This window comes from Paenibacillus sp. ALJ109b (genome assembly GCF_010747435.1).
Lineage (GTDB): Bacteria > Bacillota > Bacilli > Paenibacillales > Paenibacillaceae > Paenibacillus > Paenibacillus taichungensis.
Window position 1 is genome coordinate 42787 of sequence record NZ_JAAIFP010000002.1, and the last position, 13882, is coordinate 56668.

Below are 13882 nucleotides of genomic sequence, written 5' to 3' on the forward strand. Positions count from 1 at the left end.
GCAAAATTTCCTCCATCAGTACAACCAAACGCAAATTAAAAAAAGCAGGCACTCACGTTTCTAAAAAAGGAAAAGTCAAATGTAAATCCAAAAAGAAGCTTGCGCTAAAAAAGAAAAGAGCTGTCCGATCCAGATGTCGTGTGCTTCGTGGACCGAGGGGATATAGAGGGTTTCAAGGAAAGACAGGAGCAACTGGAGCTACAGGAACCACAGGAGCTATGGGATTAGCAGGTAAGATGTGGAATACGGGAGCTACTGGCTCGATAGGAATAACGGGAGTAACCGGAGTCCAAGGACTGACTGGAGTAACAGGTAAAACCGGTGATCCGGGCGTTACAGGAAGTACAGGGCCAACTGGGTCAATCGGAATCTCAGGTGTAACTGGTGTGACAGGTGCAACAGGAATTACTGGTGATCCAGGAGTCACAGGTGCAACAGGCTCGACAGGGGTAACAGGAGCGATGAGCGATCCTGGGGTGACCGGAGTGACAGGTAATACAGGTCTGACTGGAGCAACCGGAGCCGTGGGAGCAATGGGTATAACAGGTGTAACCGGCGTAACTGGAATGGGGACTACGGGAGTAACTGGTAACACAGGTAGCACAGGAGTGACTGGCACGACAGGTATAACTGGGTCCACAGGCGATCCTGGAGAAACAGGCGTTACAGGTACCACAGGTGTGACTGGCGCAACTGGAGCTGTCGGAAGCGCAGGAGCTACGGGTGTGACAGGCGCAACGGGAACAGGAACAACTGGAGCTACTGGTGCAACAGGACTTACTGGGGTAACTGGCGTGACAGGTGCAACAGGAACGGGAGCTACAGGGGCTACTGGAGCCACGGGTCTTACTGGGGTAACTGGTGTGACAGAGGCAACGGGAACAGGAACAACTGGAGTTACTGGATCCACAGGAGCCACGGGTGCTACAGGTGCATCAGGACCCAATCTAGCTGCACAAGGGTTTTCTGCATTTTTGGCTAACCTATCAAACAACAACCAGTGCACAGTTAACCAACTGGAGCACAGCAAGTCCTTACTATGGTAATGCAAATTTTAATGCAACTACAGGCAATTACACGGCACCGAATACTGGAACCTACTCGATTGTGGCAACAATCAATTTATCTACAACTGCCGCAATAGCCATCTCATTGGGTGCTGGGGTCAATCCGGCGTTTCTAGTGCAAAGAACATCCCCCACTACGACTACATTGGTCAATGGACTATTGCCAATCCTGAATATCAGCGTAACGCTACTTACGTTGCGGGCAGTGCTTGGTAGTGGAGCCGTAACGCTAGCGGCGCAGGTTACGCTGAACGCAGGCGATGTGATTGGGTTGTTTTACGCAGCGAATGGATTAACGATTACTCTGAACTTGGGGATTGGAGCAACGAACGGTATTGTATGGTCAGTACACGAATTGACATGAGGTGTTGATTTTCAGCACCCCACCTATTTGAAAATAAGACAATACGAAAACAGATCCGGGTTGGATCGACCGTTAATATCCAACCTGATCTGTCTTTTTTACATACAGGACGAAGTCTTTAAAATTTGGTTTCGTTATAGTTAACAAGCATGTTAGATATTTTTAGGTATGATGACAAGAAATCTGTCGTCATATTCAAAAAAATGACCCCAACTCATATAATAACGCTAATCCTCATGAAAATGATGTAAGGGATTGAGACGAAATCATCGTCTTTATCCATATGGTAAATGATTTAGGCTGCTTTGAACTTACAGAATATCCATCAATAAAACAAATTATTACACAAACATAACATTAAATGAGCGGTTCATAGCAGCATACGAGTGAAAGTTGAAAGGGTTGATGAATGATGAGCCTTGAAACATTAAACCAAAGAGTACAAGATGATCTGGCTTATCTCGCATATGGAGGTGCGGATTGGATTCGTCCGCGGGAACATGACGAAGGCCATATCTATGATGTCGTTATTGTAGGTGGTGGGCAGAGCGGCTTGGGGGCTGCTTTTGGATTCCTGCGTGAGCGGATATCCAACATTCTGATCATTGATGAAAATGCCGCAGGGTTGGAGGGACCTTGGGAAACTTACGCGCGTATGGTCACGTTACGTACACCAAAACATCTGACTTCCATTGATCTCGGTATTCCTTCGCTGACGTTTCGAGCATGGTGGGAGGCGCAAGCGGGTCCTACAGGATGGGATGAGGTTGATAAAATTCCGCGCAGAGAATGGATGAACTATCTGCGTTGGTACAGGCAAGTGCTTAATCTGCCTGTTGTGAATGAAGTGAAACTGAGACTGATTGAACCTGCAGATGGAGGCTTACACCGGTTGCACATTACAGGTGCAGGGGCTCCAAGTAATATGTTGCTGGCACGAAAGGTTGTCTTGGCTACGGGTATCCAGGGTGGTGGGGAGTGGCATGTACCACCGATGATCGCTGAGAAAGTACCTAGACATCTGTACGCTCACACGTCGGAGCTGATTGATTTTGAACGGTTAAAAGGAAAACGGATTGCCATACTTGGTGGCGGGGCGTCTGCCTTTGATAATGCCAACTTTGCACTAGCCACAGGCGTGGCTGAGGCTCACGTATTTGTGCGGCGGGAACAATTGCCGAGCGTTAACCCGATACGTCAGATGGAACAATCCGGTATGATCGAACGCTTTCACGTATTGTCAGACGAGGATAAGTATGCGACCATTTCTCACTTTTTTAAATACAATCAGCCACCAACCAACGATACCTTCAACCGGGCTGCTGCATGGCCAGGCTTCCAATTACATCTTCATGCGCCTTGGCTGGATGTACAGATGAAGGATGGGAAAGCGGTAGTGACTACGCCACAGGGCCAGCACTCCTTTGATTTTCTGGTCATAAGCACGGGGATGGTGAGTGATCCGTCACTGCGTCCCGAGCTCAGAATGGTGGAGGCGCACATTGCACGCTGGGCAGACCGTTTTCAAGCTCCGACGGAACAAAGGAATGCACTGCTTGACGCACATCCTTACCTTAGTCCCGGATTTGCAATGACCAGCAGAGATGAGGAGGGGCAGGTTAAGCTGCGTGGGTTGTTTGTCTTTAACTACTCTGCACTTGCAAGTTGCGGCCTCTCTGCCTCGGCAATATCGGGGACAAAGAATGCTGTGCCGAAGTTGGTTTCAGCTGTAGCCGATCAGCTTTTCCTGGATGACCATGAGCAGATCTTGGAGCAATTTTTGAAGTATAACGAACAGGAATTTACTGCGAGCTGGGTGAAAAATGAAGTTGGAATCTGAGTATTCAAATTGACCGTACAGCAGGGTAAGATGCTGTACGGTTTTCCTTTTCCTAAAGTTACATTTACGGGTGCTTATATAATGCTGTAAAATATCGAATTATACAGCGTTAAGGCAGGCGATAGATTATTGTGAGAATCATGGATTATGAGGGGTTCAGAACCCATTTGAAGAAAGCTTCACGCAAACGAAATGAACCCTTGATCAAAATTGTAGCTTTTCAGGAAAAGTATATGAAGATTGATGAGATCCAATATTATGATGTAGAGCAGAACTATATGAGTATTCAGGCGTGTAATACGCTGTGGATGAACTTAAAGGATAAATCGTTCCGCAATCTGGTATCCCATGATCTGAAGTTTTTCCAAACCATGGACAACCTCGGGCGTCATTCATTGGAGAATCTAATTAAAGAACTGTACGACATGGCTGTTCCAATTCTGCTGGATTACGATCCAAGTGATTATTATAGTTTGCAGCAGTTGTCCGAAATTCTGGTGCTGGATGAGATAAAGCTAATAGAGAAATTGGAGATGGGGCGTTTCAAGGGTGCGTTTATTAATGAAGAAGGAAATTGGGTAAAACCCAAGCCAGACAGAGCTGAGCTATTTCTATAAATGAAAAAGAGACTCGTGTCAGTTCCACAGTGACCGAATATCCATTCTGCAATGGTACGCCGAATACGGCACATTGCAGTTTTTTTCATTAACGAATCTGTCAACGAAGAAGTCTTAGCCGTTTCGTTTCACGACGAAAGAGTCTCCGCGTGGTCCCGGTGCTCCTGGAATGGAAACAACCTGTTTTTGCTGAATCATGATACCTTTCTCTTTGGCAACGAAGCCAGGGGAGCAACCGTTCAGACGACAACATTTGAAGGTGACAGGTGTGATTTTTGCCATCTTGGAGATGGAACTTCCCACTGATGGGGCTTCTACAATCCACTCAGCAGATGATTGCTGGCCTGTATATTGCTGAACGGTGCGGAAAGTCCAACTTTGAGTCAGGTTATGGAGCGTGATACACCAGCGGGTACGATTGATTCTGTATATGGCAGCTCTGATCCGATCTCCTGGTGATACAGGAAAAGGGATGACCGTTTCAACGTCCGGAAGAATTTCCCACCAGGCATAATAACTAGCTTGGCCGTTAATCCAATCATGGCCTGTTCCAGTCTGAATGAGATTGGAATTCTCATATCCATCGATCCCGATCCAGGCTGAGGAGTATGAGGACTTGGACAATGGTAGAACAAAGGGCACATTCCATTCAGCCGAGATACGTCTGAATTGAGATTTGTCACCCGTTCGGGCATAACCGCTCCAGTTGGAGGAAATCCACCCGAAGCGTAGTGAAGAATCTGTTTTGCCTGTATGAGGAATACAGGGTCTTCGGTGTTTATTTCTACTATTCGCCATACGGCCACCTCCCATGTGGAAATAGAGACGAAATTATTCGTTCGATATTATCAAATGCATGGAAGAAGAAAGAGGATATGGACATTCTGAAAAAGAAATAAGATTTGAACGATTTTGAACGATATTTATGGTTGGATGCGATGCTTGATGTCTAGTAAATGTCGAATGTTGATGGTTTTTGAATGTTTTTAAATTAAATTGAATGAAAATGATTGTTTTTTACGGATTTTATGTTACTATAAAAGCAGTTGGAGGAATGAAAATGCTAACTGAAGAACGATATGCTGCAATTATAGAGCGCTTACACGAAAGAGGCATTGTGAAACTGCAAGAGCTTGTCGATGTGCTTGGTGCTTCTGAATCAACGATACGGCGCGATTTGATTGATCTGGAGAGCCGTCAGATGCTGAAACGCATACATGGTGGTGCTGCTCTAGTGAATGAAAAGACGCCAGAACCTGGTATGGAAGAAAAAACGTTCAAAAACATTCAACAGAAAACGGCGATTGCTCGTTTAGCTGCGCAGGAGATCAGCGATGGTGAATGCATCTATCTGGATGCAGGGACGACAACATTAGCGATGATTCCTTATATTGAAGCCAAGGACGTTACAGTAGTGACGAACGGACTTTCACATGTAGAAGCGCTGGTAAGTAAACGAATACGCAGCTATCTGCTTGGCGGAATGATGAAAATTCACACCAAAGCCGTGATTGGCAGTATCGCATTACAGAACATGGACAACTTCCGTTTTGATAAATGTTTTATTGGAACCAACGGAGTGGACGCCGAAATGGGGTATACAACTCCTGATCCGGAGGAAGCCTTGATTAAAAGGCGTGCACATCAATTGTCCGGTAAATCTTACGTGCTGGCTGATTCCAGCAAAATTGGGGAAATTACTTTTGCCAAACTGTTTGACCTTGAGGAGGCAGACTTGATCACAGAACGTATGCCGGAACACTGGCGCTCTGTAATCGCCCAGAAAACTAAAATAATTGAGGGATAGCCATGATATATACCGTAACACTTAATCCTTCCATTGATTACATCGTGGAAGTGCATGATCTGAAGCTTGGTGATTTGAATCGTATGAATCGGGACCTGAAACTTCCTGGAGGCAAAGGCATTAACGTATCGCGAGTGCTTAATCAACTGGGAGCCGAAAACACCGCACTCGGATTTCTGGGAGGGTTCACAGGCCGTTTCATTAATGACAAATTGCAGGCAGACAAGATCCTGACGGATTTCGTTAACATCGCAGATGATACCCGGATTAACATCAAGCTGAAGCATGGGGACGAGACAGAGATTAACGGATTGGGACCAGCCATTCGACCAGAGGAAGCAGCGGAGTTGCTTAACAAGTTATCCGCACTGCGAAAAGGAGATATCGTCATTCTTTCGGGAAGTGTACCGCCTTCACTGGGAACTGATTTCTACGATCGTCTGATCAATGTGTGCAAAAAAACGAGTGCCGATTTTGTAATCGATACGACAGGCCCCGCTTTAATGGATGCTTTGGTACATGAACCGCTGCTGGTGAAGCCGAACCATCACGAACTGGCGGAACTTTTCGGAGTAACGATTGACACTCAAGAGGAACTGGTGACTTATGGTCGCAAGCTTTTGGGAGCAGGTGCCAAACATGTGTTGATTTCTATGGCAGGAGAAGGTGCCCTGTTGATTACCAAAACAGATGTCTACCATGCGAGCGTGCCAAAAGGTGTCGTGAAGAACTCGGTTGGTGCTGGAGATTCTATGATCGGTGGATTCGTAGGTACATTTGGACTAAGCGAAGACCTGCTTGATGCGTTCAGAACGGGGGTTGCTTCGGGTAGTGCAACGGCTTTCTCGGATGACCTGGCAACTCGGGAACTCATCGAAAAGCTGCGTACTCAAGTCACGATAACCAAAATATAGTCCGTACAAAATGAATGGAATTACATGCCCCTTTTTAGAAGAGGGGATTCATTAGATCGCAGATAACAGCGTAAGAAGTATAATTATAAGTCGGTCTGCATCACACAGGCCGACTGAATTTAAGGGAGTGTACCAAAATGAGAATAACAGACCTGATGATCCAGGAAACGATGATCATGGACCTGCAAGCCACAACGAAAGAAGAGGCTATTGACGAACTCATTGCAAGTTTAAACCGTAGCGGACGTATTAATGATCCGGTTCTGTTTAAGGAAATGATATATAAACGTGAAGCGGAATCCAGCACAGGGATCGGTGGCGGTATTGCCATGCCTCATGCCAAGACAACAGCAGTTAATGAACCAACAGTTGTATTCGCCAAGAGTCGAAAAGGACTTGATTTTGAAGCACTTGATGATGAACCGGCCCATATTTTCTTCATGATTGCAGCTCCAGAAGGGGCAGCCAATACACATCTTCGTACACTTGCGGCTCTTTCCAGGCTGTTGATTGATAGCGATTTCATCTCGCAGCTGATGAGCACGGACACTCCTGAAGAAGTGACTGCATTATTCGATGCCAAACAGGCGGAGGAAGCGGAGAAAAAAGCTGCCAAAGAAAAAGCTGAAGCGGAAAAAGCAGCAAGTGCTGCAAATGGAACAAACGCTGTATCTGGCTCAGGCAATGCGAATGGACAGAAGCAGAATACATCAGGCCTTATTGTTGGTGATGCGGCATCTGAAGATTTTGTCGTTGCAGTAACAGCATGCCCAACAGGTATTGCTCACACGTTCATGGCCGAAGACGCTCTCAAAAAGAAAGCACAGGAAATGGGCGTTAATATCCGCGTGGAAACCAACGGTTCCGAAGGAGCACAGAACGTACTGACAGCGGATGAAATCGCTCGTGCCAAAGGGGTTATCGTTGCGGCGGATAAAAATGTGGAAATGGCGCGCTTTGATGGTAAACCGGTATTGCAAAGACCCGTAAGCGATGGCATTCGCAAATCCGAAGAACTGATTCGCAAAGCAGTTAACGGGGACGCTCCAATCTACCGAAGCCAGGGAGGTAACGGTGGCAAAAGTGAAGGAGAAAGCCAAGGCAAAGTGAGCATGGGCAGCAAGATTTATAAAGATTTGATGAACGGGATCTCGCATATGCTTCCATTTGTCGTGGGTGGCGGGATTTTGCTCGCCATATCCTTCTTGTTTGAACAAATTGCAAGTCCGGAAAATCCTATTGTGCAACTGCTGCAAACCATCGGTGGCGGGACTGGTGCGTTCCACTTCCTGATTCCTGTTCTAGCCGGATTTATTGCGATGAGTATTGGTGATCGTCCGGCCCTGATGCCTGGTATGGTTGGTGGATTGATGGCCGTGAATTCAAACGCCGGTTTCCTTGGTGGTCTGGCTGCCGGTTTCCTGGCAGGTTACGTTGTAATTGGTCTGCGCAAGCTGTTTAAAGGACTACCTAAAGCAATTGATGGTTTGAAACCGATCCTGCTGTATCCTGTGTTCGGATTGCTTATCGTTGGTGCAATCAGTTTCTATGTCTTTGATCCAATCTTCGGTTCCCTTAACACATGGCTTGTAGATGCGCTTGGCAATTTGGGTACCGGAAATGCTGTATTGCTTGGCTTGCTGCTTGGCGGCATGATGTCCATCGATATGGGTGGACCGTTTAACAAAGCGGCTTATACGTTTGCTATCGGTGTATTCACATCCAGCGGCAATACGGATGGTGCTTGGATGGCAGCTGTTATGGCAGGCGGTATGGTACCGCCACTGGCGATTGCACTCGCTACAACGTTCTTCAAATCGAAATTTACGGAACAAGAACGCAAATCAGGTTTGACGAATTACGTGCTCGGATTTTCCTTCATCACAGAAGGTGCCATTCCATTTGCTGCGGCTGACCCGCTGCGTGTCCTGACATCTTGTATTCTCGGTTCTGCTGTTGCAGGTGGACTGACTCAACTGTGGAGCATTAACGTACCTGCTCCGCATGGAGGAATTTTCGTTGCGGCACTGGCGAATCACGCATTACTCTTCCTGCTTGCTGTAGCAATCGGTGCAGTAATCTCTGGTCTGATTCTCGGACTGTGGAAAAAATCGCCGACCATTGTGAAATAAGTCAAAGAGTAAATATTCCTAAAAGTTATAAACAATCTCTATCTCATAGCTTTGTTTAAAATAAGATGGCGTCTTCTCAGTGAAATTTACTGGGGAGATGCTTTTTATTTCGCTTAAGCTCATTCTGTGATAAGATAAACAATATAAAATTAATGAAACTAGGTTTCATCTAATGAAACTTTAAGGAGGAGACAGCATGTCTAATGATCAGATTAAAGGACAGGTGCGCAAACAATTTGCTAAAAATGCAGAGAAATATGTGACTAGTGCCGGTCATGCCAAAGGGGATGATCTGGCATTGCTTGTGGCTTCATCTCAAGCGAGCTCGGATATGAAGGTGCTGGATATTGCTACTGGCGGAGGACATGTTGCCAATGCATTAGCTCCGCTTGTGGAGCAGATTATCGCATTGGATCTAACGGATGAGATGTTACAAGTGGCTGAACGCTTTATCCGGGGAAACGGGCACCAGAATGTGGATTTTGTTGCAGGAGATGCTGAACATATCCCTTTCGAGGATGATTTCTTTGACCTGGTGACCTGTCGCATTGCTGCACACCATTTTCCAGACGTGCCTTCCTTTGTATCAGAGGCGCTTCGAGTAATGAAACCTGGTGGCAGACTGTTATTAATTGATAATGTGGCACCTGAACGTGATGAGAACGACCAATTTTACAATGAAATCGAGAAGTGGCGTGATGGAAGTCATGTTCGGGCATGGCGTAAGACGGAATGGATTCGGATGTTGGAGCTTGCCGGATTTCGAATGGAAACGATGGTTTCCTTTGAGAAACACTTTACATTTGAAGATTGGTGCAACAGGGCTGGACTTCCAGAGTCGGAAAGTAGAGAGCTTGAAGCAAGCATGCTGAGCGCGCCATCCGTGATTAAGAAGTATTTCAATTTTGAAGTGACGCAACCAGGCAGACTCGTTAGCTTCAAAGGAGAGAGTGTATACATTCAGGCGGCAAAAGCGAAATAAGGTTTATTCGCGCTATCAGATTGATCCCTTGTAGGAGCAATAGTTAGTTAAAGTGAGCAAAAGCAAAATCAAAAAAGGCAGAGGTCCCGTGTAAGGGACTTCTGCTTTTTTAATCGTTACACAATCAAATCAAGGCTTCAGTATAACTTTGGTACATTCGTCTTCGTGTTCGTAGAAAATCCGGTAAGCTTCCTTCGCATTTTCCAGCGTAATGCGGTGGGAGATGATCTCGGTAGGGTCGAATTCGCCAGCCGTGATTTTGCGGAAAAGCTCCGGCATATAGTGAATGACAGGAGCTTGTCCCATTCTTAGGTTAATGTTTCGTTCAAACAGATTGCCTAGGGGGAACATGTTATAGGACGAGCCGTAAACTCCCGTCAGTTGCATCGTCCCGAATTTGCGTACAGCCTTGATGCCGATTTCAATCGCACTCAATGTACCGCCATGAATTTTCAGCTTCTGTCCGATTTCCTCCAAAGTGGATTTCTTGCCATCCATGCCTACACAGTCGATGACAACATCCGCTCCGCCTCGGGTTATTTCGCGAATATGTTCACCCATATCATCGTAATCTTCGAAATTAAATACTTCGGAATCATTCATTCGTTTGGCTTTTTCCAGTCGATATGGAAGGCGATCCACTGCAATTACTCGCTTGGCACCTTTCATCCAAGCGAATTTTTGTGCCATCAGGCCAATCGGTCCGCTGCCCAGTACAGTTACAGTGTCTCCTGGCTTCACCCCAGCATTCTCAACACTCCAGTACGCAGTAGGAAGCACATCGGACAGGAATAACAGAGCTTCATCCTCCAGTTCACATGATTCGGGAATGACAAAAGGCATGAAATTTCCATAAGGAACACGCAAAAATTCAGCCTGACCGCCAGGATAATTTCCGTACCGTTCCGTGAAGCCAAAATAACCTCCAGTATGAACCTCCGGATTGCGATTCGAGTTGTCGCACTGGCTCTCCATGTCGTGATTGCAATAAAAGCATTCGCCACAGGAGATGTTAAATGGTAACACCACACGATCTCCTTTTTTTACTCGCGTTACCTCGGGTCCCACTTCCTCCACAATGCCCATCGGCTCATGGCCGATGACATAATCCTTTTGGGCGGGCAGTGCTCCCTGATATATATGTAGATCTGATCCACATATGGCTGTAGAAGTAATACGGACGATGATGTCATCCTTTTGCTGCAATCTCGGGTCTTCAACCTCTTTTACTTGAATATCCTTGGTTCCTTGAAAAGTAACGGCTTTCATCTCTATATTCCTCCTTCGTATTGGGATTATTTAACTTTTACCCGATTTGCCTCTATTTGATAGAGGTGCAGCTCCACTAAACAACGGGCCATTTTTCTTTACGCAATGCATGAAGTAGTTCAGGGGAAGCGTTCAGGTTGTCACGTACAAGCTCTTCTGGGGTAAATGCCATCCATTGATTTAGGGAGATATCCTCAAACCGATCACTTCTAAACATCTCCAAAAACCACAAGGTGTCGGTGCCCGTATTCTGAATATAATGTCCCATAGCTACAGGTACGTATCCGACATCTCCAGCCCGATAGTCGAATGTGCGTGCAATGCCATTCCCTCCAAAAACGGTCATCCTTCCTTGCCCAGTCAAATAGTATTGCCATTCATCCGCATTGGGATGCCAGTGAAGCTCGCGCATACCTCCAGGCTTAATTTCCACGAGTGCTGCGGCAACGGTTGTGGAGATCGGAAAGTTGGTGGAGTCTACAATGCGCACACTGCCTCCTGGTGTAATGATCGGTTTCTGGGCTAACAGCCGATGTTTGAAGGAGAGCGGAACCGTGCCATAGGGGGACTGAACTTCCTGGCTAGCGAGGGAACCAGGGACCTGATCCTGAAAAATGTAAACCTGTTCCGTTGGCATGGATTGGAATGCAGATTCGGGTACGCCAAAATTGACGGATAACACCTCTGGTGGCGTATGTGCAAACCAATCAGAGATGGATAATGTATTCAGATCGGAGAAGGACCCATCATCAAAAACAAGCAAAAACTCACATCCATCAGCTAAGCCCTGAATGGAATGGGGCAGACCTTTTGGGAAAAACCACAGATCTCCCGGTCCCACATCTGCAATAAAATTACGACCTTGCTGATCCACGGACGTAATTCGTGCCGTACCCCAGATCATATACGCCCATTCCGATTGCTGATGCCAATGAAGCTCCCTTACACCTCCAGGTGTAAGACTCATATTTACACCGGCAAGTGTCGTAGCGATGGGCAGGTCCCGTACTGTAATTTCGCGGGACCAACCACCATGGTTCAACTGCATATGTGTATCGGAAAAAGACATTCTCAAGTTGGGTAATAAGCCGTTGTCTGTTACTGGAGGCACCAGCATATCCGGATTTTGTAAATCTCTCATCACATCCCGAGGTCCCAGATCGGGTCCTCCGGCACCATCTTTTCGTATCGGTTGCGGTATAATTAATGGCTTGCCATTGTTGTTTTCATTTTTCATTTGCAGATTCCTCCAGTTCATTACTTCATCCCATGACAGATGTCGGTATAGAGAAGTTATGAACCAGAGCCTGGCAATTATGAGGGACGGTGAATTATATCCAAAGTACAGAAGAAAGCTCAGACACTTTTTTTGCTTACTGGATCGGTCTTGGAGTCAAGCTGCAAAAATTCATGCTCATAAATTTCATGCACTCTGTTCAAAATGGCTGGGCCTTGCTCCGTAAACCGGAGATTAGTGGGTTTGTTTTTCATCAGAAACGTACCGGATGTAAGACTGGTTTGCGCAATGGCACCCTTATAAAGCAGAGAAGCTCCGTGACTTGGATGTGGGAAGAACAGCTTCATGATTGGTTTGATATAAAAGGGTAGTCCGGATGTTTTATTACCTCTGAGTGTATTGTTGCCCCCGGGGTCCACGCTGAGTAACCGAATCCCTTTAGCTGCAGGGGTAGAAGCAGCTTCGCGTGTCCATAAAGACAGTGCGAGCTTCGAAGTCGCATAAGGACCGAACAGCTTTTTGAACTCGGCTGGATGTTCCAGGATGTCCAGGTTAAACTGTTTGACCATATTGAACGCACTGGTGGATGTATTAATAACGGTTTTCAAGGTGCTTTTGTGAAGGAGATCCTGTAGTTCCATGTAAATGATGTACGGCACAACGGTCTGTAATTCAAAGTGCATTTCATGCCCCTGATCCGACAAACGAAGATCGTAACCACTGCCCCCGGCATTATTAAACAACACGTCGATGGTATCCGTTTCGGATTTAATCTGGTTCAGTGCTTTTCTCAGACTATCGTACTGAGTAAGATTAGCTTGAACCCAACGGAGCTGGCCGGAGCGCAATCCGTCCTGAATATCACTGTCTTCCTTCGGAAAAGCGGAACGATTAAGGCCGATAACCTGCCAGCCTTCGGCTAACAAGGTACGGGTCAGTTCAAGACCGATTCCCGAAGTTGATCCTGTAATTAAGGCTGTACGAAGTGTATGATTTGAATTCATATAAATACCTCCTGAGTGAATGGGATGACAGAGCCAATCTGTCTAATGCGCTCATTCTATAATTTGGAGTCGACTCCAAGTCAAGCGTACGATGAACTCAAAACAACCTTGACTTGGAGCTGACTCCAAGTTGTAAGATAGAGTTCAATGAAAGCAGAGGAGGTCGACGATGATGAGTGATACTGAAGTGTTCTCCATTAAAGAGACGTCAGAACAGGCCGGATTATCGGAAGATACCATTCGTTATTATGAGAAGATTGGACTTCTTCCCAAGGCTGAACGCAAGGCCAATCGCCATCGGGTATACCGTCCGGAGGATATACAGACGATGAAGCTTATTACTTGTTTGAAAAAAACAGGTATGTCTCTGGAGGAGATGAAGCCTTATTTACAGATGTCGATGGATTCGGACCTGGAAGATTTCCCAGATGAGCGTGAAATGCTGCTAAACCATCGGAAGAAGATTGAAGCGCAGATTGCATCCTTACAACAGATCGTCGATTTTATTGATGAGAAGATGGAGAAGCGAAGCATGTTTCCGGATGAGTGCCCGATTATCGGGGAGAATCAGATGTCTGTATTTGAAAAGAAGAACATCTTCTCCTGAACGCTGTTAGCCAGCAGAACCCAAAAAACCACGTCATTATGA

The 13882-nt window shown here is 46.2% G+C and carries 12 protein-coding genes and 1 pseudogene; 9 read left to right on the plus strand and 4 right to left on the minus strand.

What is annotated here, in order from left to right; translation table 11 throughout:
* Positions 1-140 precede the first annotated feature (140 nt).
* From G3352_RS02155 to G3352_RS02170, 4 genes and pseudogenes are all read left to right on the plus strand, one after another.
* Positions 141-944: pseudogene (locus G3352_RS02155) on the plus strand (hypothetical protein); the annotation flags it as partial.
* Positions 945-1107: 163 nt separating this feature from the next.
* Positions 1108-1431, plus strand: coding sequence for a hypothetical protein (locus tag G3352_RS02160; protein WP_163753435.1), 324 nt, complete (start codon positions 1108-1110; stop codon positions 1429-1431).
* A gap of 412 nt (positions 1432-1843) precedes the next feature.
* Positions 1844-3271: an FAD/NAD(P)-binding protein gene (locus tag G3352_RS02165; protein WP_163753437.1), complete on the plus strand. Its 1428-nt coding sequence runs from the start codon at positions 1844-1846 to the stop codon at positions 3269-3271.
* 167 nt (positions 3272-3438) lie between these two features.
* Positions 3439-3888 carry a hypothetical protein gene (locus G3352_RS02170; RefSeq protein ID WP_163753438.1) on the plus strand — a complete coding sequence of 150 codons (450 nt, stop codon included), beginning with the start codon at positions 3439-3441 and terminating at the stop codon, positions 3886-3888.
* 114 nt (positions 3889-4002) lie between these two features.
* Here G3352_RS02170 and G3352_RS02175 read toward each other — a convergent pair whose 3' ends face one another.
* Entirely contained in the window at positions 4003-4686 is a 684-nt protein-coding gene (locus tag G3352_RS02175) for a G1 family glutamic endopeptidase (protein ID WP_163753440.1), read from the minus strand.
* 262 nt (positions 4687-4948) lie between these two features.
* Here G3352_RS02175 and G3352_RS02180 point away from each other — a divergent pair, with 262 nt between their 5' ends.
* The 4 genes from G3352_RS02180 (at position 4949) to G3352_RS02195 (ending at position 9723) form a co-directional block, all read left to right on the plus strand.
* Positions 4949-5695 (plus strand): DeoR/GlpR family DNA-binding transcription regulator, encoded by a 747-nt coding sequence (locus tag G3352_RS02180; protein WP_163753442.1) that lies wholly within the window; start codon positions 4949-4951, stop codon positions 5693-5695.
* A 2-nt stretch (positions 5696-5697) separates the two neighbouring features.
* On the plus strand, positions 5698-6609 hold the full coding sequence (gene pfkB, locus G3352_RS02185) for a 1-phosphofructokinase (RefSeq protein WP_163753444.1): 912 nt from the start codon (positions 5698-5700) through the stop codon (positions 6607-6609).
* Positions 6610-6746: 137 nt separating this feature from the next.
* Entirely contained in the window at positions 6747-8741 is a 1995-nt protein-coding gene (locus G3352_RS02190) for a PTS fructose transporter subunit IIABC (protein WP_163753445.1), read from the plus strand.
* A gap of 196 nt (positions 8742-8937) precedes the next feature.
* Positions 8938-9723 carry a class I SAM-dependent methyltransferase gene (locus G3352_RS02195; protein ID WP_163753447.1) on the plus strand — a complete coding sequence of 262 codons (786 nt, stop codon included), beginning with the start codon at positions 8938-8940 and terminating at the stop codon, positions 9721-9723.
* A gap of 129 nt (positions 9724-9852) precedes the next feature.
* Here the strand turns inward: G3352_RS02195 and G3352_RS02200 are convergent, their stop codons facing one another.
* The 3 genes from G3352_RS02200 to G3352_RS02210 all read right to left on the minus strand — a co-directional run bounded on the left by G3352_RS02200 (position 9853) and on the right by G3352_RS02210 (position 13233).
* Entirely contained in the window at positions 9853-10992 is a 1140-nt protein-coding gene (locus G3352_RS02200; RefSeq protein ID WP_163753449.1) for a zinc-dependent alcohol dehydrogenase, read from the minus strand.
* 76 nt (positions 10993-11068) lie between these two features.
* Positions 11069-12229, minus strand: coding sequence for an oxalate decarboxylase family bicupin (locus G3352_RS02205; protein ID WP_163753451.1), 1161 nt, complete (start codon positions 12227-12229; stop codon positions 11069-11071).
* A 119-nt stretch (positions 12230-12348) separates the two neighbouring features.
* The gene (locus G3352_RS02210) at positions 12349-13233 is read right to left on the minus strand and encodes an SDR family NAD(P)-dependent oxidoreductase (RefSeq protein WP_163753452.1); all 885 of its coding nucleotides are present in this window, start codon (positions 13231-13233) and stop codon (positions 12349-12351) included.
* Between the two features lie 169 nt (positions 13234-13402).
* Here G3352_RS02210 and G3352_RS02215 point away from each other — a divergent pair, with 169 nt between their 5' ends.
* Positions 13403-13840, plus strand: a complete 438-nt coding sequence (locus G3352_RS02215; RefSeq protein ID WP_163753455.1) for a MerR family transcriptional regulator — start codon at positions 13403-13405, stop codon at positions 13838-13840.
* Positions 13841-13882 lie beyond the last annotated feature (42 nt).